14 protein-coding genes are annotated in these 21,092 nt (G+C 62.6%); 7 read left to right on the plus strand and 7 right to left on the minus strand.

Features of this window, described 5'->3' with window-relative positions:
* Window positions 1-40: 40 nt before the first annotated feature.
* The 3 genes from OUZ30_RS15060 to OUZ30_RS15070 form a co-directional block, all read right to left on the minus strand.
* A complete protein-coding gene (locus OUZ30_RS15060; protein ID WP_266183254.1) occupies window positions 41-3,244 on the minus strand; it encodes a TonB-dependent receptor in 3,204 nt (1,067 codons plus the stop codon).
* A gap of 197 nt (window positions 3,245-3,441) precedes the next feature.
* Window positions 3,442-5,775, minus strand: coding sequence for a beta-N-acetylhexosaminidase (locus OUZ30_RS15065; RefSeq protein ID WP_266183255.1), 2,334 nt, complete (start codon window positions 5,773-5,775; stop codon window positions 3,442-3,444).
* A complete protein-coding gene (locus OUZ30_RS15070) occupies window positions 5,772-6,824 on the minus strand; it encodes a glucokinase (RefSeq protein ID WP_266183256.1) in 1,053 nt (350 codons plus the stop codon). Before OUZ30_RS15070 ends, OUZ30_RS15065 begins: the two co-directional genes overlap by 4 nt.
* 1,281 nt (window positions 6,825-8,105) lie before the next feature.
* Here OUZ30_RS15070 and OUZ30_RS15075 point away from each other — a divergent pair.
* The 4 genes from OUZ30_RS15075 to OUZ30_RS15090 all read left to right on the plus strand — a co-directional run bounded on the left by OUZ30_RS15075 (window position 8,106) and on the right by OUZ30_RS15090 (window position 12,978).
* Window positions 8,106-9,794 (plus strand): carboxylesterase/lipase family protein, encoded by a 1,689-nt coding sequence (locus OUZ30_RS15075; RefSeq protein ID WP_266183257.1) that lies wholly within the window; start codon window positions 8,106-8,108, stop codon window positions 9,792-9,794.
* A 208-nt stretch (window positions 9,795-10,002) separates the two neighbouring features.
* The gene (locus OUZ30_RS15080; protein ID WP_266183258.1) at window positions 10,003-10,563 is read left to right on the plus strand and encodes a methyltransferase family protein; all 561 of its coding nucleotides are present in this window, start codon (window positions 10,003-10,005) and stop codon (window positions 10,561-10,563) included.
* Between the two features lie 244 nt (window positions 10,564-10,807).
* Window positions 10,808-11,974 (plus strand): FMN-dependent L-lactate dehydrogenase LldD, encoded by a 1,167-nt coding sequence (gene lldD / locus OUZ30_RS15085; RefSeq protein WP_266183259.1) that lies wholly within the window; start codon window positions 10,808-10,810, stop codon window positions 11,972-11,974.
* Window positions 11,975-12,438: 464 nt separating this feature from the next.
* On the plus strand, window positions 12,439-12,978 hold the full coding sequence (locus OUZ30_RS15090) for a dihydrofolate reductase family protein (RefSeq protein WP_266183260.1): 540 nt from the start codon (window positions 12,439-12,441) through the stop codon (window positions 12,976-12,978).
* A 265-nt stretch (window positions 12,979-13,243) separates the two neighbouring features.
* On the opposite strand, the gene OUZ30_RS15095 is transcribed toward OUZ30_RS15090, so the two are convergent.
* Window positions 13,244-15,109 (minus strand): beta-ketoacyl-[acyl-carrier-protein] synthase family protein, encoded by a 1,866-nt coding sequence (locus tag OUZ30_RS15095; protein WP_266183261.1) that lies wholly within the window; start codon window positions 15,107-15,109, stop codon window positions 13,244-13,246.
* 236 nt (window positions 15,110-15,345) lie between these two features.
* Between OUZ30_RS15095 and OUZ30_RS15100 the strand changes: the two genes are divergently transcribed.
* Window positions 15,346-15,858, plus strand: coding sequence for a DUF1697 domain-containing protein (locus OUZ30_RS15100; RefSeq protein ID WP_266183262.1), 513 nt, complete (start codon window positions 15,346-15,348; stop codon window positions 15,856-15,858).
* Window positions 15,859-15,954: 96 nt separating this feature from the next.
* Here OUZ30_RS15100 and OUZ30_RS15105 read toward each other — a convergent pair whose 3' ends face one another.
* The gene (locus OUZ30_RS15105) at window positions 15,955-16,986 is read right to left on the minus strand and encodes an NAD(P)H-quinone oxidoreductase (RefSeq protein WP_266183263.1); all 1,032 of its coding nucleotides are present in this window, start codon (window positions 16,984-16,986) and stop codon (window positions 15,955-15,957) included.
* 124 nt (window positions 16,987-17,110) lie between these two features.
* Here OUZ30_RS15105 and OUZ30_RS15110 point away from each other — a divergent pair, with 124 nt between their 5' ends.
* Window positions 17,111-18,004: a LysR family transcriptional regulator gene (locus OUZ30_RS15110; RefSeq protein WP_266183264.1), complete on the plus strand. Its 894-nt coding sequence runs from the start codon at window positions 17,111-17,113 to the stop codon at window positions 18,002-18,004.
* A gap of 171 nt (window positions 18,005-18,175) precedes the next feature.
* The gene (locus OUZ30_RS15115) at window positions 18,176-19,105 is read left to right on the plus strand and encodes a M14 family metallopeptidase (RefSeq protein ID WP_266183552.1); all 930 of its coding nucleotides are present in this window, start codon (window positions 18,176-18,178) and stop codon (window positions 19,103-19,105) included.
* A 99-nt stretch (window positions 19,106-19,204) separates the two neighbouring features.
* Here the strand turns inward: OUZ30_RS15115 and OUZ30_RS15120 are convergent, their stop codons facing one another.
* Together OUZ30_RS15120 and OUZ30_RS15125 are read right to left on the minus strand one after the other, a co-directional pair.
* Entirely contained in the window at window positions 19,205-19,609 is a 405-nt protein-coding gene (locus tag OUZ30_RS15120; RefSeq protein WP_266183265.1) for a GFA family protein, read from the minus strand.
* 114 nt (window positions 19,610-19,723) lie between these two features.
* Window positions 19,724-21,046: a thioredoxin family protein gene (locus OUZ30_RS15125; protein WP_266183266.1), complete on the minus strand. Its 1,323-nt coding sequence runs from the start codon at window positions 21,044-21,046 to the stop codon at window positions 19,724-19,726.
* Between the last annotated feature and the right edge of the window lie 46 nt (window positions 21,047-21,092).

Here is a 21,092-nt window from a genome sequence, read left to right on the forward strand (position 1 = left end):
GCCACCGACGAGCCAGGGCCGAGGTGGGAAGGTGCTCCGCTTACCACTGGCCGCGTACGCCCAACATGACCATGCGCTCGGAGAACGTCGAGTGCGCGGGCTGGTCGGGCCAGACCAGGTAGTAACGCTGATACTCGTTGGTGAGGTTGGTGCCGTCCAGGAACACTTCGGCGTACTTGTTGAACTTGTACGAAATCGACGCATCGAGGTAATGCTGCGGCGCTTCGTACATTTCCATGCCGGTGATGCCGCCGACGCTGTCCATCACCGCGCGGCGCGAGCGATAGTTGTAGGCGACGCGGGCCTGGAAGTGATCGTCCTGGTACCACACGATGAAGTTGCCGGACTTGGTGGAGTTGTCCTGGAACGGGATCTTGCTGCCCGACAAATCCGTCTCGCCGGAGTTGCTGGGTGCATACGTGGCGTTGACCTGGATGCCGGTCTTGGACAGGAAGCCCGGCAGGAAGGTGAAGCCCTGGCGGTAATCGAACTCCGCACCATGGATGCTGTTGCCGGTGCCCTGCACGGGTTGGGTGATCACGATGCAATGATCGCGAACCACGCCGTCCTCGTCCGGCAGGGTGCAGTTGGTCACGCTGCCGTTCTTGATGAAGCTGTCCACCTCGATGCGGAACAGCGCAAGGCTGAGCATGCTGGTGGGGTTGATGTAGTACTCCAGCGACGTCCCGTAGTTGGTGGAGCGCCAGGGGTTGAGGTTCGGGTTGCCGGTCGAGGTGCCATTGGCGACACGGAAGATCGGACCCTGCGGTGTCTCCGCCAGCGAGTAGTTCAGCTGCAAACCGCCGGCCCAGGTGCTGAGATCCAGTGGCATCATGTTCTTGGAATAAGCCAGGCGGAACTTCAGGCTATCGGTCAGATCCAGCGCGAAGTTCAGGGACGGCAGCGCGTCCTGATAGCTGCGCTTGGTGACCGCCGTGCCGACGTCGGCCGGTTCGTCGCCGTACGCACCCGGGGCGCCACTCAAGTGCTGGGTCACGTCCAGATTCGTGTGGATCAGGCGCACGCCAATATTGCCGTTGTACGTCATGTCCCACAGGCTGCCGTTGAAGTCGCCTTGCAGATAGCCCGACAACTCCTTCAGTCGCACGGCCCAGGTCGTGCCTGGCTCACCCACCTCGACGGTATCCGGGTAGAGCGACTTCCAGAAGGAAATCGGATTGACCATGGCGTTGGGATTGATCGCCCAGAAGTTGATGCCCGAGCCCAACAGGTTGCTGTACTGCTTGAAGTTGCTCGACAGCGGCGTCGCCGTATTGGGCATCGAAATCGCCGACAGCGGTCCTGCGCGGAAGTAGCCCTGATCGTTGCCCGCGGTGCACGAACCGCTGTTCAAGACCACGTCGGCACCGACATAACGCACCAGGCATCCACCCGGGTCGCTGGCGCCAATGCCTGCATAGACCGGCGTCTCCAGTGTCCAGCCGTCATTGCTGGCGCTGCGGATGCTGTTGCGCACGCCGAATTCCAGCTTGAAGCCGTCCTGGAAATCGTATTTGCCATCGAAACGCAGCGCGTTCAGCGCCACCTGGCGGTCGTAGTCGCCGGAAGATTCCAGCGTCTTCATGGTCCAGCCGTTCGGGTCGGCGAACTGGGTTGCCAGCGAGGAGGGCAGGTTGACCGTGATGTACTTGCCGGTGAAGTTCGCGATGATCGGCACCGTGTTCTGGGGCATGCCGTTTGCGTTGAACACGCGATTGCCGCCCAATTGCGACGGATAAACGAAGGTGCCCGGCGGCACGGTGCTCGGGTCCACACCGTCCATCAGCACGTTGGGCCACAGGGCGCCGTCGGAGTTGGAAATATTGACGTCGGTTTCCTGGTTCGACTGCGACGCCGTGTCACGGATGCCACGCACGCTCGCCGTGAACGGACCGCCGTTGTCGTAATCCATCTGCAGGTTGAAGTTCTTTGCCGTGGAGCTTTTCTGGATGATCTGCGAATACGACTCCACGTCGCCCGGCCACTTCTGGTAGACCTGCGTGGTGAATATCTGCGAGCCCTCCCAGCCTGGATCTGGCGTGCCGTACTGGCCGAGCGCTGGGCTTCCGGTATTGCGCGACTGCAGCGGCACGTAGGTCGCGCCCTGCCAGTTGGTGGAATTGAACTGGATGCCGTAGTTGCGGTCGTACTCGCGCTGCTGCGAGTAGAAGAAGTCGCTGGTCAGGCTCAAGCCGCTGCCGAGATCCATCTGGAACGAGGCATTGCCGGACTTGCGCTTGCGCTGGGTGATGATGTCATTGAGGCCAATGTCCTGGCTGCCCATGAAGACGCCGTTGGACTTGCCATCGCCATTGACGTCCACGCTGCCGTCGGCGTTCTGGACGATCTTCGATGGAATGGGCGCGCCGTTCCACGGGGTCAGGAAGCCGTTGTAGCCGCCCGCGCTGGCCGCGTTCTCGCCGTTGAGCACCACGCCATACTGGTCGAGACCCTCGGTGGCGTTCATCCGCCGGGTGTCGGAGTAATCGGCGGATACCAGCAGGCCCCAATGGCCACCGTCGTTGAACGAGATCAGGCCATTGGCCTCGGGACCCCAATGGTTGGTGGTGGTGCCGCGCTCGCCATTTGCCGAATAGCTATAGGTGAAACCGCTGGGAAGATCCCAGGGGCGATAGGTGTGCAGGTCGATGGCGCCGCTGATACCGCCATCCGTCAGGTTGGCGCTGGATGACTTGATCACGTCAACGCCGTGGAACAGCGTGGACGGCAACATGGTGAAGTCGGGCTGCTGCGAATCGATCTGGTCGGCCGTGATGAACACTTCGCCATTCAGCATGGTGCCGACCTGGGGCAGGCCACGCACGTCCACCGAGGTACCTACACCGGCATCGCGGTTGATCTGCACGCCGGTAACGCGCTGGAGCGAGTCGGTGATCGTGGTGTCGGGCAACGCGCCGATGTTTTCCGCCGTGATGCTGTCTTGAATGTTTGACGCATCGCGTTTCAGGTCGATGGCGCGTATCTGCGACGCGCGCACGCCGGAGACGGCCACCGTCGACAGCGTGACCGCGTTCTTCTCCGCGTCACTGCTGTCGGTCTTGCCGTCTGCTTTCTTGGCATCGGGAGGCGGCGTTGGCGTGGTTTGCGCCGTGTTGGCCTGCGTGGCCTGGCCGTCCGCCTGGGCGTCGAAGAAGGTCGATGCTGCGGCCGACGTCGACACGGCGGCGAACAGCGACATGGTGACGGCGAATGACAATGGATGTTTGCGAAGTGCGGTTGGCATGGGCTTTGACCTCGTTGGTGTTGCCTGTCGAACCTCAACTGCTCCGTGGTGTTTCAAGAAAAACGCGTATGGCCCGGCGGTGCCTGCGGGTGCGCACGCCGTCGTAATGCAACTTCTCGATGTCCCCAACCCTGGCCACGCGAGCCAAGGCCGCTCACTGTGCTGCCACGGCGCGGGACACACGTCCCGCCTTCCGTTTATTTCGAAAACGCGATACGCGCCAACGCCCACTGCCCCTCGCGTGGATCGCCGGTAGCAAACACACACAGGGTGCGCACGCCGGCCCCCGCCGGCATGGCCACCTGTGCATCAAGACGAACTTGCCCGCTGGCCTGCGCCGCACTCCCCAGCGGCAAGCGGGCGAGCAGCGGGCCTGTGCAGGAATCCGCATGGATCTCGAACTGACCGGTCGCGTCGGCCTGGTGGCGTACCACGGCGTCCTTGGCCTCGTCGCCGAAACGCCATGCGATGCGTTCGGCCGTGATCGCGACGTGCCTGGTACCGTCCAGCGGCGCTTGTGGCCAGAGCCAACAGGCGTTGCCGATGTCGACGGAATAGACCGGCCGCTGTCCCGTCGCCGGCTTGGCGCCGTCCAGGCGCGAGCCCGGCTGCTGGGAGCAGGTCGCCAGTGCGCTGCTGTCGCGGCTCAGCAAGGTGGTTTCGTCCAGCACCAGCGTGCGAGGCGCGGCCAGTTCGAAGCCGTCCGCCGCGAACGTCGCCGCGCGCACGGTCGTGTCGCGTGCCAGCGTTAGCGGTCGCGCGTATGCCGCCGATCGGCTGGTCGGTGCGGAGCCATCCGTGGTGTAACGCAGGGTGCCGAATCCGACCTGATTGGCCAGCTCGACCCGGAACCCTCCCTCGGCCGCCGTCACCTGAAAGGCGGGTGCAAACGCACTGTCGGCATAACCGATACCGAGTGCGCGGTAACGGGCCAGTTCAGCCGGCATGCGTTGCAGAAAGCCATCCCAGTCGTGCGCCTGCACAGGCGACCAGCCAAGCTCCGCCAGCGCGGCGATGCGCGGGAACACCGCGTGCTGGTCGTGCGCAAAGGTGGGCATCTGCTCGGCCCAGAGACCCGCCTGCACGCCGATGATGCGTTGGGCCTCGGCCGCGCTAGCTCCATTCGGAATCACGACCGTGTCATAGGCTTGCCGCAGCGTCGCCGCGGGCGGCGGTCCCGGCCATTCGTCGGGCCGATCGGACTGCACGTGGTCGAAGTACAGCGATTCCTGCGGCGTCATGACCACATCGTGGCCTTGCCTGATGGCCGTGAGCGCCACGCGTTCGTTGTCGTCGCCGTGCCATGACATCACCACTTCCGCTGCCGGCAGCGTCGCGCCCGCGACCAACTCGTCATCCCAGCCAACCGGCGTACGCCCGGCCTTGATCAGGTGGGCGGCAACCTGCTGGGTGAACCAGCCTTGCAGCTGATCCATGTTCGCCAGGCCGAGCTTGCGCATCTGCGCCTGCACCTCGGGCGATGCATTCCACTGCTGCTTGTCCGCCTCGTCGCCGCCAATGGAGATGTAGCGCGAGGGAAACAGCCGCATCACCTCATCGAGCACATCGTCGACAAACTGCAGAGTCTTTTCGTTGGGCTTGAGCAGCCATGGGCTGACGCCCCACTCGGTCCATACCGGCGGGCGCTGGCCCGTCACGCCCAGCCACGGATAGGTGGCGACGGCGGCCTGCATATGGCCGGGAAGATCGATTTCCGGCACCACGTCCACGTAACGCTCTGCGGCGTAACGCACGATGTCGCGTGCGTCGGCCTCCGTATAAAAGCCGCAATAGGGTTGCTCGGCAGAGCCGGTCAGTTCGCGGTCGAAGCCCACCGCCTTGCGGCAGGCGCCGATCTTGGTGAGCTCGGGATACTTGGGGATGTCGAGGCGCCAGCCCTGGTCTTCGGTCAGGTGCCACAGCAACACGTTGAGCTTGTGCAGCGACATCCAGTCGATCAGCTGCTTGATCTCGGCCACGCTCTGGTAGTGCCGCCCGGAGTCGAGCAGCAAGGCGCGCCATGCGAAACGCGGGTGATCGTCGATGACGCCATGCGCCACCGCGACCGGCGCGCCACGCGTCCATCCGGCAGGCGTCAGCAATTGCCCCAGCGTAACGCTGCCGTAGAACGCACCACGCGGCGTGCGTGCGGTGACCAGGATGCCGCGGTCATCCACCGTGATGCGATAGCCGGCCTCGTCCGCGATAGCCGCGGCCGGATCGAGCTTGAACTTAATCGCAGGAAGCGCCGCGCCCGTAGTCGCCACGCGCAGGTGCAATCCGTTGGTGTCGGCCACGCGTTGCACGAATCGCTCGGCGATGGACCGCAGTTGTGGGCGATCCGTGCCATCCACGGTGACTACGGCGCCGTCCGCGATGGCGGTCGCGCCCGATGCGGCACGCCTGGCCACGGCCGGCTGCGGCAGCAACGACCATGCGGGGGCGGCCGGCGCCGCCGCGACCACGCCCGTGGCCGCGAGCCAGGCGATGGCCGCGCAACGGAGAAATCCCGATGCCGTGAAGTGGCTCATAGGCCCGCGCCTCCGGCCAGCGCATGGCCTGGCATCCCCGACATCCGCTGCCTGAGGTACCACTGGGCCGCGCCTTGCACGCCGTGGCGGCCGTGTTCGGTGACCCACACCGGTACTTGCGACAGCAGCGCGCGCGCACTGCGGCCGTGCAGGAATCGCTTTTCGAAGGCGCTGCCCTTGAGCAGCTCAAACAGGGAAGAGAGGAATCCGCCGGCCAGATACACCCCGCCTGTCGCCATGAAGGCCATGGCGAGATTGCCGGCAAAGCTTCCCAGCGAGGCGCAGAAAATCTCGACAGCCTCCACCGCTTGTACATCGCTGCATGCAACAGCCGCCGCGGTGACCGCCTCCGGCGTGGCCAGCTTCGGTGCCTCCCCCTGCAGCCTGCACAGGATCGCGTAGACCGTCAGCAGGCCGGGGCCCGACACGATGTGTTCAAACGGCACGTAGCCGCCATTGGGCGCGAGGTGCGCGAGAATCTCGCGCTCGCGCACCGAATTGGGCGTGAAATCCATCTGGCCGGCCTCGGTCGCCAGCACGAAGCCGCCGGCAGGGCCGGGCACGTGCACCGCCGCGCCAAGGCCCGTGCCTGGTCCGATCACCAGGGTCGGACCACCGGCAGGCGTGCTGGGCCCGCACAGATGGCGGCCGTCATCGGCGAGAGCGCCATCCAGCGCGTAGGCCAGCGCTTCGAAGTCATTGAGTACGGCAACCTCGTCCAAGTCCAGCGCGTGGCGCAGTTGCGTCAGGTCGATGGGCCAGGCGAGGTTGTCGTTGACGACCTCGTTGCCCATGATCTGGCCCGCGCAAGCGAGCACGCAGTGCTTCACCGGGACCTGCACGTCGGCGTCGACAAAGGTTTGCAAAAGTTCCGACAGCATCGTGAACTCCGCGCAGGCGAATAGGCGATAGGCGAGCGTTTCGACCCCCCGGGCGCCGCCAGGCGAGGCGCGCATCAGCGCAACACGCGCGTGCGTGCCGCCAATATCAGCCGCCAGAAACGGCACCGCCGATGTCCCCGCCAGTCGATCCGAATGGTCAGTTGCCACGTCCAGCGCGCCCTCTCGCATTGGAACTGTTATCAGCGTGTAACGTAATTGACACCGGTGTCAAGCCGTGGCGCAGCATGTGCGAAAAATGCCTGGGGAGGCGGCGGGTGCGGGTGCTGGCTCAGGTGTGGGAACGCGCCAAGTGGCTCTGGCACTGGGCCTGGGGCAGGTCGATGGCATTGAGTATCAACCGGCCCTGGCGGCCGCCTGAGAGAAATGTCAGACCAAACCCAGCTTACGGTTGCGACGCACCCTGCACGATGACGAACCGGTCGGACTGGCGCTCGCAAGACCATGAAGTGTCCACGTGCCACGAGCACGACGGAGCGATGGGGAGGTGGTACGCGACTAGCTCATCGAGGGCCGGCATCCTCAGAAACGGGCGTGGCGGAGGCCGGATAGACGCTTGCAGTCGACACGGACGCCAGCGCTGCGGGATGCTTGCAGAAGGGGAGGGTCGATACACGGACCTTGGATCATTGCGACGGTGTGGAGATCCCCGTCTGCAACGTTTTCCGGACAGGCAGCTTGGCGTAACCTTCCCCTCGTGAGACGCCACCTGAGCGCAAGCCCCGGTAACCAGGGGATGAGACGTCCAAGGCGTGACTCGACCGACTATGACCATGACTGAGGAAGTGACATGAGCAAGGGTATGGATTCGAAGAAAAGCGAAAAGAAAAAGCCGGCCAAAACGATGAAAGAAAAGAAGGCGGCCAAGGAGGAAAAGAAGCGGAATACGAAGTAAGCGGGCTCTTCTACCGCGAAGCATTGGCCTTCAGAGTGTCTTGCGGACGTAGTCGCTCATTCGAGCGCCTGCGTTCGACGGCGCCAACGTCCGCATCCGACCCAAAACGGACGTAGTGGAGATCAGGGGGGCTAATGTCGCAACAGCGCCGATCCAAGAAATGGCTCATCGTCGGTATGGCTAGCATGTTCCTGCTCGCCGCAATATTTTGGATGTACGCGATAAGCGGCTTTTCCTTGGCCTTTGTGCCATGTAACGGGACCTTCTCACTTAGCTCAAGTCTGGCCCGCTGCCGATGGCCCTTGGTCTTTGGCTACTTATTTTGGTTGTGCGTCGCCGCCGGCGCGGGTTTCGGGGTGGCGGTACTAATGCGCGCATTGTCCGACAGAGGTGGACGGTAAGCGGAGCAAGGCTAGGGTCCGCTTCCGATGGCGGACATAACTGGGCTCGGTTTGCGTTAAGAATCATGCATGCGACTAGGCGGCTTTTCACGGCCGTTCGCATCTTCAAGTCATTCACCCATTCTGGGGGCTGGAATGAGCGCAGGGTTGCTCGAAGCGCAGGGAAGGACAAAGCGGCACATCACGCTGGTCCTGATCGGAGTCTTTGTTTTCTTGATCCTGGCCACAGGCGCAAGGGCGAATCCTGTGCGCATCGACACGGGGCTGATCGAAGGCGTCCTGGAAAATGGCGTCTTCATATACAAAGGCATTCCTTTCGCTCAGCCGCCTGTGGGTGAGCTTCGCTGGCGTGCGCCGCTGCGCGCGCTCCCCTGGCAGGGCGTGCGTGAGGCGAATCAGTTCTCGCCGGCTTGCATGCAGAACGGCACTTATCCGCCTGATGCGCCCACCGAGGCAACCAGCGAAGACTGCCTCTACTTGAATGTGTGGCGCCCCGCCGATGGTGGCGATGAGAAGTTGCCCGTCATGGTCTGGATTTACGGTGGTGGCCTGGAAAATGGCAGCGCGTCCATACCGCTTTATGCAGGCGACAAACTCGCACAGAAAGGCGTCATCGTGGTGACCTTGAACTACCGGCTCGGGGTCTTCGGGTTTCTGGCGCATCCGGAACTTACCCGGGAAGCCGCTTATCACAGCTCCGGCAACTACGGTTTGCTGGATCAGATCGCCGCACTCCAGTGGGTTCGTCGGAACATCGCTGCATTTGGCGGCGATCCTGATCGGGTGACGGTTTTTGGTCAGTCGTCCGGTGCTATTTCGATAAGCGCCTTGGTGACTTCACCCTTGACCAAGGGTTTGTTCCAACGAGCGATCGCCCAGAGTGGTGGACTGTTCGAACCGATGGATATCGCGCCCAACTTCAAGCTGGCGGGTGCCGAGCAGGACGGAGCGTATTTCGCCGCCGACGCCAAGGCTCAGTCGATGTCCGCACTGAGAAAGACGCCAGCCGCTGAGTTGATGAAAGTCTCGTTTGATCCACACCTCATCATCGATGGTTACGCCCTGCCGAAATCGCCCTACGAGGTGTATCAAAAGGGGCAGCAGAACGACGTCTCGATCCTGATTGGCTCGAACGCTGATGAAGGGCAGGCCTTCATCGCAGGTCGTTCCATCACCCGCGAAAACTTCAGGCAGGAACTCGATCATAGTTTTCCTGATGTTCTCGTGCGATTGATTGCCCCTGAGCCGGGCGCGACCGATGAGCAGGCCAGGGCATCCGCCGCGGCATTTCAACGTGACATGCGTTTTCGCTGGGACATGTGGACGTGGGCGAGGTTGGGCGCGAAGGCCCGAAGAGGCAAGGTCTTCCTCTATCGGTTCTCCCGAATTCCGCCGTACCAGGTGGGCGACAAATACTTCGGCTGGGGCGCGAGCCACGGGATGGAGATGCCTTATGTCTTCGACCACCTGGAGCTGCAACCGTTGCCGTGGACGGGCCAGGATCACCAGCTCGCTGCGACCATGACGTCTTACTGGACGAACTTTGCCAAGACCGGTGACCCGAACGGCCCGGGTCTGCCGTTGTGGCCGCAGTTCGACCCATCAAGCGCATCCGTGATGCAACTGGGGAACCGAATTGAAGCCGCGCCGATGGAGGACACCCAGCCATTGCGGCGAATCGATCGGGTTTACGCGACGGCGCGCTTCGTGTTGGGGCACATCTATGTCATTGCCGCGGTGATCATCGCGTTGATGCTGGCGACCATCGTGGCCATCGTCAGGCGCTTAAGGCGGAGGCGGCGTAGGGTTGCGGTGGATGCCTGATCCTTTAGATCCCTTTCCCCACTGGTACAACTTGCCGCCAAAGGCGTACGTCATGCATGGTGGGAAGGTCCGCTTACGACCCGGGGGGAGTTTTAAAGTTGTGGGGTAGCGTCGGACGCACGCTGCTGAAGGTCGGGCAGACCAACGGTGCATATTGGATGCGTTGGTAGTGCGCGCTTCTCATCAGAGCACAGGAGGCGATGACGACATGAACCTGGTGCACAGCATTGCTCTGGTCGTTTTCTTCGTGTGGTTAACGATAGATGCCATCGTGGTCTTTCGCCTGAAGACGGGCGAAGCAGAGAATCGAGATCAGTCTTCATTGAAGTTGCTGATGATCGGTGGACCCATGGCGTACGCCTTAAGCATCGGCTTGTCCTACGGGAGTACGGGAGCTTTGCATTCCGTTGCAATGCAAATTGCGGGATTGGTCGTCTTGGGGGTGGGCATCGCAGTGCGATCGCTTGCCATCTTCCAGCTGGGCCGTTTCCACACACCGAATGTAGCGATCCGGAGCGATCATCAACTCAAGGAGGAAGGGCTGTACGCTCATGTGCGCCATCCGAGTTATTTGGGCGCCATGATTGCATTTCTAGGCTTTACGCTGGCCTTGGGGAACTGGCTAAGCGTGATTGTGATGATGAGCATGACGACTTGCCTCTACCTCTATCGAATCAAAGAGGAAGATGCAGCGCTCGCAGCCGCGTTCGGCGAGGCATTTCATCGGTACGCTGCCCGAACCAAGCGCTTGATCCCATGGATCTACTGAATGCATGACCTGGCGGTGGAGGCCGGCTGGGTGGCAATGAGGGATGTCCGCTTTCGACCCGCAGCGGAAAGGTCACTCATCACGAGCCAAGCGGCAGAGTTCTCGTCACCCGATGAGAAGATTTCGAAGTTCCCTCTCTAGGCGTTACCCTTTCCGCAGCAGCGATATTTGGTGCGTTTCGCGCGATGTTCTCATCGACGGTCATGTGAAGACCCTGTTCGCTCTTAAGAGAAGGATGGACTGCATGATCATTTCGGCACCTACCGATTATCGCGAGGCGGCACGGCGCAAATTGCCTCGCTACTTGTTCGACTATATCGACGGCGGCGCCAATGCCGAAGTCACGTTGCGCAAAAACGTTGACGACCTGGCCCATATCGCACTCCGCCAGCGCGTGCTTAGGAATGTTGCCGATCTGAGCCTGGAAACGGAACTGCTTGGTGAGAAGCTGGCGCTTCCCATTGCCTTGGGTCCGGTGGGCATTAGCGGCATGTACGCTCGCCGGGGAGAGGTTCAGGCGGCTCAGGCGGCGGCGTCGGTCGGTATCCCCTATACCTTATCCACGGTGTCGATTTGCTCAATGGAAGAGGTGCAAGGCCGCTGCGATCGACCGATCTGGTTTCAGCTTTATGTGCTGAAGGATCGTGGCTTTGTGCGCAACGCGTTGGTTCGCGCACAGGAAGCAGGCATCAGCACGCTGGTGGTCACCGTCGACCTGCCGTTACCGGGATCGCGCTATCGCGACAGGCACTCGGGCATGTCCGGGCCGGCGGCGCCTCTACGTCGCGCGGGCCAGGCGCTGTTCAAGCCGGCCTGGGCCTTCGACGTGGGACTACTCGGGCGGCCACACGATCTGGGCAACGTCTCTGTCTATCGTGGACGCAAGACCAGCCTCAACGACTATATCGGTTGGATTGCGTCAAACTTCGATCCATCTATCGGCTGGAAGGATCTTGAATGGATCCGCGACGCCTGGAAGGGAAAGCTCGTCATCAAAGGCATCCTGGATCCGGAAGACGCGCGTGACGCCGTTCGCTTCGGTGCCGATGGCGTCGTGGTGTCCAATCATGGCGGTCGGCAGCTGGATGGCGTTCTTTCGACAGTACATGCACTGCCGGGCATCGCCGATGCCGTGGGAGGCGACCTGACTGTCTTGGTTGACTCCGGTATTCGTTCGGGCCTGGACATCGTGCGCATGTTGTCACTGGGTGCACGCGGCGTACTACTGGGGCGCGCTTACATCTATGCCTTGGCTGCTGACGGTCGCAATGGTGTAAGGAATCTGCTGGATCTGATGGCCACCGAGATGCGCGTTGCCATGACGTTATGTGGCGCACGTTCGGTGTCGGAGCTCACCCGCGATAACCTGGTATCGGAAGCTTCCCGATTCTCATCATGGGGACGCTCATAGCATTGGCTCCCCGTGCGTCTCGCAGGCGACGGCGGGGTGTGGCTTCATCGTGAGACGTCCGCCACGAGCATGATCTCGGCATGCGAGCTTCTGCTTGTTCGGGATCAAGGGTTTTCAGGACGCGGAGTTGACTGATGTCCACCCTCGACTGCGGTTTCAGCGGGTCGTTGCAACACACCTCCTGCTCACGCAGTCTACGGGTGTCGCAACGACCGGTTGAATCCGCAGCCCGTAGCGGACCATACGGCTGGCGCGTAATCGATGACACGGGCTCCGTTATGAAGGTCCCGGTTACTCCGCATCCACGTTCGTTCCTTCACGGGTCGTGGCGGACTTCGGGTGTAAAGTCGCCGTTCCTTGGCGGACGCCAGAACCAGGGACTATGCGATGTCACTGCGCAGGCGGCGCACTTGAAGGCGTGGTGAAGAACGATGTCAGGCGCAGACTCTCGCGTAACGATCCACATGGCGGCAAGCCTTGATGGCTTTGTCGCCCGAAAGGACGGACGTGTCGACTGGATGGAGACGTCAGACGTATTCGAAGGCGGGCGCACGCTGGATGCGGCATCGGTCGAGACGTTCCTGAAGGCGATCGACTGCTATGTCATGGGGTCGCGGACCTACGAGACCGCGTTGGGTTTCGACGCCAAAGGCTTCGGTTGGTCTTACGGCGACAAACCGGTGTTCGTTCTTACTACCCGCACACTTCCCAAGATCCGCGACACGGTCCAATTTCACTCGGGCGACCTCACGGAATTCGTCGACAACGTTCTTCGCCCGGCATTTCACAGCATCTGGTTCGTCGGCGGTGGTGCTGTCTGCGGCGAATGCCTTCGTCGGGGGTTGGCGGACGAGGTTCGCTATTCGATCCTGCCGATCCTGATTGGCGATGGCATTCCGTTCTTCTGCAAACTCGAAGCCGATGTGACCCTCCATCTGGCCGACGTGAACGCCTACCGAAACGGCGTCGTGGACCTTTGCTACGCGGTGCGAGCTGACCGGTAGATCGTGGGGTCATGCCGATTGCTGATGGATGGGATGCAGGCACCCTGGTTGACCCGCTTTCGACGGCGACTTCAGTCGGTCGATATGCACAAAGGCGGAAGCCGTGAAGGGCGAGCTTTCACGCGGTAGCTTCTTCCATCCACGGCCATGCAATCCCTCTCTGAAGCCAGGAGTCAGAGTGCGCTCCCGTAGAAGTTGACTCTGACCCCCGTTCTGGAACTCAGGAACCACGCTGCGCCAGACCTGCTGCCGGCGCCGCGGCGGCTCACTCGAGGCCAACCCAGCGATGGCGCTCCGTCATGGCCAGGGCCAACTTGGGACTCCTTCGAGCCACCCGCTCACGCTTTTCGCGCTCGGCGCGGATGGTCGGCCAGGCCTCCAGATAGCTTGCGAGTTCACCCGCGTCGCATGCGTAGCGCGCCAGCGCTTCGGGCGTCGCCGAGCGTAGCGCCACCGCGCCGTTGTAACCGCCAAACCCCTGCGTGACGCACAACGCACCACCGTTGGCATGGCCGGGCGACGGCTCGGCCTGCAAATGGAAATGACCGGCGACATCGGCCAGGTCCGGGTCCAAGCGGCGAAGTGTCGGTACGCCAGGCGCCGTGCGACCCAAGACGAATTGCAGCGCCTGGGCCATGGCCTTCAGGCCGGTTTCGCCCATGGTATGCCCGTCGCCGACGGCCTTGGGCGTGCCGACGAAAAGTCGTGGCAACGGACCCTCAAACCGCTGGCGCTGCGCTGCGCCATGCAAGCCGGCCCACGCCGTTCCGAGGTCGGTCTTGGAATTGGTGCGCGTCCCGGTGGCGTGCGCTGCCAGGTAATGAAAGTCGGACACGCCATAGCCATGACCCAGGAAGGCCATGTCGAGCGCCTGGACCAGCGCGTTCTCGCCGCCGAAGCCGACGCCGGCAAAGTGCGCCTTGCCGCCGGCTTCGGCGCTTTGGCCCCAGCCGACAATGATCGACGTGATGTCCAGCTGGTTCTTGAGGGCAAACTCCAGCGTCGTGATCAGCAATCCCGAGCCGCCATGACCGACAACCGTGCCGTCGGCATCGATGTCGAAGGGAGCGAGCGAGTCGTGCACGCTGCGCGTCACGCCATCGGTATGAGCGGCATTTTTGGCGGCAAGTTTTTCGCCCGTCATGAGCGCGCCACCGCCAAAGGCCTCAAGGATGCCGAACCTTGGCTGCAGGGGCGCATCAGCGGCCGTCAGCAGCACCAACTGCGGTTTCTGAAAGCCTGGGTAGTCGAATAGCAGCTGCGGTGCGATGTCCGCCAGCGCAATGAGGCTCGACGCACAGGCGCCCACCGCGGTCATCGGCGTCTGCGGCACGCGCATAAAGCCAACGTCGTCGGATCGGAGCGATTCGCGTAACGCCGGGTTCTTCAGTACACGACTGATGCTGTACGACGGAGCCAGCATGGTCGATACCAGGGCTGGCCCATGTGAGCCGAGCGAGGTGGCCAGGCGCACGGCGAAGGTATCCTTGGGAATACCGCTTTCAGGCAAGGGCGCATCGGGTCGCAACCACTGCCCCAGCGCATCCATGCCTCCGAACGCCGTCGCGGAGACGACGCGGAAGCCGAACGGATTGGGTACGAGCTCAGACAATGAGCGGGGCAGTCCGGCGAGTGCGCCGAGCGCACCATAGGCAAACAGCTGCGACTGCAACGAAGGACTGAGCAACGGGTCGTCCTGAAAGAGCCCGTGCATGTCCTTCAGGCCCGAACCGCGAATATCGTCGTAGCGCAGGCCTGCCAGCCTGCGCAGGCCTACGGTCTCCAGGTCGTGTGGAAGAGGGGCCGCGATATCGGTGACCACGCGTGGCGCGAGTTCGCGCACTCCCGGTACGTGACGAATGCCCGAGTTGGCACGCAAGGCATCGCCATGCAGCTCCGTGAGCTCTTGCGATGTCACAGACTCGCCCGCTTGCGCGCCCGACGCCCATCGCATGGCATCGGCTGCACTCTCTGCGGTGGGGTCAAGGTCGACGAGGCCGGCGTCAAACGCGGCCAGCGGCAAGAACTCCTCGGTCCCCGCCACCAGGGCTTGGTAGGTTTCCGTGGAGCCGACGGCGGACATGGTGCAGGCCGTGCCGATGGTGACTAAAACCTGGTTGCTTCGAATCATGATCTTGGATGGAAGTGCTTGGAAACGAGAACTATATACGCAGCCATACCTCAGGGTCAGAGAGATTTATGCTCGGGAGGCTGAAAAAGTGTGAATGTCCCCGCTCTTTCCCTGGATTATGCTGGCGCGCGACGGCGAACCTCCAGGCGACCTGGCCGCGATTGCACGCATCCATCGCTTCCTGGGTCGAACGATAACCCGAGTCCGGCGCATCTCCGGAGATTGAGGATCAAGACATGACTGCATTCATCGCGTTGTTGCGTGCCGTCAACGTGGGAGGCACCGGCAAGCTCCCCATGAGCGAGCTCAAGGCCATGTGCGAGGATGCGGGGTTCGAGAACGTCAGAACCTATATCGCCAGTGGCAATGTCGTGTTTAGCAGCAAGAAGACCGCGGCGCAGGTTAAGGCGGCTATCGAAAGCCGCCTCCATGCCTACGCCGGGAAGCCGGTTGCCGTACACGTGCGCACCGCGACAGAAATGGCTGCGGTAGCCGCGGCCAATCCCTTTCCGAAGGGGGCGCCCAACCGGGTCATGGCGATCTTTATGGACGCCCCGCCGCCCGCGAATACGCTCGATACCGTCACCGGGGCCACCGGCGAAGTCGTCAAGCTTGGCAAACGCGAAATCTATGTCCATTACGGCGACGGCATGGCCGATTCCAAGTTGAAGATCCCGGCCGCCAAGACCGGCACGGCACGCAATATGAACACCGTGGCCAAGCTCGCGGAGATGGCCGCCAAGAGCTAAGGCGCCAGAGACATTTAGTCTGACCATGTCTCTGCACCGCCCACGCTTTTTCAAACAGCGGCCTGCCGTGCTGATGCAGGGCGGTCGTGTGTTTGGTTACGCACCGAGGTGTGCCGATGTCGTCAACACAATCTTGCCAAAGTGCACGCCCGAGTCGATCAGCTCATGAGCGCCGCGCGCATTCTCGAGCGTGAACGCTCGACACACCTGCGGCTTAAACTGTCCCGCCTCAATGAGCGGCCAGACTTGCGCCTCGAGCTCGGCAATGATCGCGGCCTTCTCTTCGTAGGTGCGCGAACGCAGCGTCGAGCCGACGAGCGTAAGACGCTTAGCCATCAACGGAAACAGGTCCAGCTCCTTTGCCGGCCCCTTGAGCACACTCACCTGCACAATGCGGCCGTTCACTGCCGCGGCCTGGAAGTTTCGCGCCACGTAATCTCCCGCAATGATGTCGAGGATCACGTCCACGCCCTTGCCGCCGGTGAATTCATCAACTATCGCTACGAAATCCTCTTCCAGGTAATCGATCGAGTGGTCTGCGCCGAGCCGAAGACTCGCTTCGCGATGTGCCTCAGAGCCTACGGTGGTGATGATCTTCGATGCGCCCATGGCTTTCGCAATCATGGTCGCGGTGGTGCCGATGCCGGAGGCGCCGCCGTGAATGAGCACGGATTCGCCGGTCCGCAGCTTGCCGCGCTGGATCATGTTTAGCCACACGGTCATCAGCGTCTCTGGCATCGCCGCGGCCTCAATCATGCCGAGGCCGGCCGGCAGCTTCATCGTCACGTTGTGATTGGCGACCGCGTATTCCGCATATCCGCCACCCGTCACGAGCGCACAAACCAGATCGCCGGGCTTGAAGCGGTGCACCGCAGCACCTACAGCGACGACCTCGCCAGCAATTTCGAGCCCCGGGATGTCGGACGCCCCCGGTGGCGGGGCGTACTGGCCCTTGCGCTGGAATACGTCGGGGCCGTTCACGCCCGCGGCATGGATTCGGATCAACACTTCGTCGGCCTTGGGCGACGGCACCGGACGCTGCGTCGGGACCAGCACGTCGGGGCCGCCTGGCTGGCTGATTTCAATCGCCGTCATGTGGACGGGCAGGGATGGGAGAGCGTCAAACATGGGGAGCCTCACAGGGAGCTAAGAGATAGTTGGCAAGGAAAAGCATATGCTTGGCCGGTGATGAATTCGCGCAGCGAATTGCACGTCCATGGATGCAAAATTGCATCAACGTGGAGGTCTCCTCTTGAACTGGGACGACACTCGAATCTTTCTCGCCATCCACCGGGAACGCAGCCTGCGCGGTGCGGCGCGGATGGTGGGCCTCGACCAGGCCACAGTCGGCAGGCGCCTCGCGGCGCTCGAGCGGGCCCTCGGTGCGACGCTGTTTTTACGCACGTCCAATGGTTATGTGCTGACCTCGGTGGGTGAGGTCGCGCTGCGTGCGGCAGAAAAAATGGAGCAATCCGCGAACGATCTTGTTCGACAGACCCAGGGCGTGGACGAGCGCCTCGCTGGCGAAGTCCGTGTGACGACGACCGACACGATCGGGCTCGAATTCGTGATGTGCGCGATTCAGAGCCTGCACGATGAGCACCCGAACGTGCGCGTATTGCTCGACACATCGACTCACGTGCACAACCTCGCGAAGCGTGAGGCCGACATTGCAGTGCGCACGATAAAGCCTGAGAACCCCGACCTGCTCACGCGTAAGCTTGCTACCTGGCCAATGGGGCTCTATGCGTCGGCCGACTATCTTGAACGGCATGGTGAGCCCATTCCCGGCACCGCCTTCGAGGGGCACGACCTTGTGTGCTACCTGCCGTACTTGCAGGCACGCCGACAACTCACGCTGGTAGGTGAGCCGATCCATGCTGGGCGGATCGTGAGTGGGTTGAATTCGAGTCTGATGTTGCGCGCCGCCGTGCGCGGGGGGCTGGGCCTTGGCGAACTCGCGGTACCGATCGCGGAGCGCGACGGCCTCGTCCGCATTTGGCCGGACCGCAGCAGTGTTTTGGCGTATGAGGTGTGGATGGTCACGCACAAGGACCTACGGCATACCGCGCGCATCGCCGCCATGATCGACCACATTGTGCGGGCTTTCGAAGCGGCTCTCTCGACAGGTCGCTCGCAGCGCTAAAGGCGGCGGAGGAGATCATGAAAGATCTTCGCCAGGGGCAGGGTGATGCACTGGAAAGTGGGTCAGCGAGCGGAAAAGTCGGGCCGGGTTGCGTTATTTTTCGTCCCCGGCCAAGGTTTGTCGGTGGGGAGGTCCACGCGACCCCGTTTTCCCGACCAAGCGAGCGACATGATGACGACTGATACCTCTTATCCGATTGGCACGCCCGGGCAACCCTGGGGCAGTGCGGAAGTTGCCCTCTGGCTGTCGCGGCAGACTCGCAAGCGCAGCTATGCAGCGAACGTGCTCAGCGAGATCGAGACGCTGCACGAGCGCTTTGACGTGGAGCAGTACGGTCGCCTGGATTACCAGGGCGACAGCTACCCGCTGCTGGCGATCAAGAGCCGCGATTGGCGCGACGAGCTTCCCGTCGCGCTGGTGACGGGCGGCGTGCATGGCTACGAGACCAGCGGGGTGCACGGGGCTCTGCAGTTTGTCGCGCAACATGCGGCGCGTTATGCGGGCCGGGTCAACCTGCTGGTGGCGCCTTGCGTCAGCCCCTGGGCTTATGAGCGGATTCATCGTTGGAACGCGAACGCGCTGGACCCGAACCGTTCGTTTCGCGAGAACAGCCCGGCCCAGGAGTCGGCCGCTCTGCTGAGTCTGATTGCGCCGTTTCGTGATCGCGTACTGGTGCATATCGATCTGCACGAAACCACCGATAGCGACGAGTCCGAGTTTCGCCCGGCACTGGCCGCACGCGATGGCGTGCCCTATGCACCAGGCGAGGTTCCCGACGGCTTCTACCTGGTCGACGACAGTGCGCATCCGCAACCGGCGTTCCAGCAGGCGGTCATTGCGGCGGTGGCGAAAGTCACCCACATTGCCCCAGCCGACAGCCACGGCGAGATCATCGGTTCGCGCGTGGTCGCGCCGGGTGTCATCGAGTATCCGCTCACGCAGCTCGGTCTCTGTGCCGGCATCACGAATGCTCTCTACAAGACCACCACCGAGGTCTATCCCGACAGCCCTCGCGCCAGTGCCGAGCAATGCAATGCCGCGCAGGCGACGGCGGTGTGTGCAGCGATTGATTTTGCGTTGGCGAACGTCGGAAGTAGCTAGTAGCGGTGTGAGCGAGTAGTTCAATGCCCTTCGAAGCTGAAGTGCCTGTGATCAGGCTTTATGGCTTCGCCTCGAAGGACAACGGCTTACAGCACGAGGTCATGGCGGGTCCCGCTCGTAGCGCGCGATGTCGGCGGGCAATTGCACCCATGCGTGTCGCCGGCACTCATAGACCGAATCTTGAGGGGCGGGAAAGCCTGGATCGGCAAATGTGCCTACCGCCACCGACACGAATCGCTCGTCGCCCTCTTCGGTGTGAAACACCGTGCTTCCGCAGATCGGGCAAAACCTGAAGCGGAACGTTGAGCCCTGATCGCCTGTGCGGACGTATTCCGTAGCCGAGCCGGTGATCGTAAAGGGGGCCCGGAACGCGGCGAGTGCGGCGAACACGCTGCCCGTGCGCTGCTGGCAGGCAAGGCAGTGGCATACGCCAATGCCCAACGGCTCTCCTTGAACCTCGATGCGGAGTTGTCCGCAAGTACAGGAGGCGGTTTTACCCGACATAGGGAACCTCGGTTTCGACGACACCGGGATGGTCGTCGGAAACTATGCCACTGATTACGGCGCCAGGTTGAGCTAGGTGCGTGCTGCAGGGCCTGTCAGGGGCGTTTGCCTCCCTTACGACTTCACTTCTGCCTTCAATGCATCTATCTGCTTGGGAAACCAGGGGCCGCTGTCGGCCACCGCCTCATCCGCCACCTTCTTTGCCTCATCCGTCCGGTGCAGTGCTTTTAGCGCCTTGACCTGCTGCGTGGCGACCGCGAGCCGATTGGCGCCGTAGGCCTTGGTGGCGGCCTGCGCCAGATAAGGCAGCGCGGCCTCCGGCTTGCCGGCTTCAAGCAGGCTGCGGCCATAGCGGTAGCTGTAGACGTAATCGTCAGGATAGGCGGCGATCAGCTTGCGCTGGAAGGCGTCGAGCTCGTCCGTGCGCTTCGCCCGCGCCAGGTAGGCGCGCAGGTTGTCGGCCAGGTTGCGGTCATGGGTGACATCGTCGCCCAGGCCTTGCCCGGCAAGCTTGATCGCACGATCCAGTACGTCGGCTTCGGCGGCATGATCGCCGAGTGCGGCATCAAGATTCGCGCTGGCCAGCACGGCGCTGCGTTGGTCGACGCAGGCAGGGTTTGCGCTCAGGACCTGCGCGTTGAGGTAGTGGTCGAGCGGCTGGCGTTGTGGTGCCAGCAGGGCCGTACGCTGCGCTGCGCTCAGGCTTTTGCTCGCGTCCAGCAATGAATCGAGCACATAGGGGCGTTCGCAACCGATCGGGCCTGCCAATACGCGCTGCGCCTCCGCGATGACGGCCTGATCGTCGTTGGCGGCCTGTGCCTTCGCCAGGCCCAGTTGACTCAGTGCCAGCGCGACCCTCGGGTCCTTTCTCGTCGCGTCGCGAACATGGGCGGGCACCGCTGCAAACCAGCGCAGGCCTTCCTCGCCTTCATCGCGTGCCTTGTAGGCGCCCAATACGCCAGCGACCGCATCGACTGAACCGCTGTCGGCTTTTGCCTTGAGCGCATCGAGCGACTGACCGTTCGCGATAATGGCGTTGATCTGCGGGTAGAACTTTTCCCGCGGCTGCTCGGCGGCGATGCGTCCCAGCTCATTGCCGTGCTCGTCCAGCACCACATAGCTGGGCAGGAAGGAAACCTTCAGTTTCTTCATCCACGCCTGGCCATCCGGCGAGTCGGCATCGGCCTCGACCACGATGGCCTTGTGCTCCACCGCGTCCCAGGCAGGCCCGTTGAGTACATGGCTGGCCATGTAATAGCAGGAGTAGCACCACACGGCGTGGAAATCGATCAGCACCGGACGATGCTGCTGGCCCGCCGCCTGGATCGCATCGGCGATGCTGGTGCTCTCCTTGCTCTCGCCGGCGTGTAGCGAAGCGCCCAGCAGCGTCAGCGCGGCGACCAGGGTTGTCTTGATGATTCGGGAAGCCGTTTGCATGGTCGTGTGCCTCTATCGGCGGCGGGTGGATTCAAAGAACGAAGGG

The organism is Dyella humicola, assembly GCF_026283945.1.
GTDB classification, from domain to species: Bacteria; Pseudomonadota; Gammaproteobacteria; order Xanthomonadales; family Rhodanobacteraceae; genus Dyella; species Dyella humicola.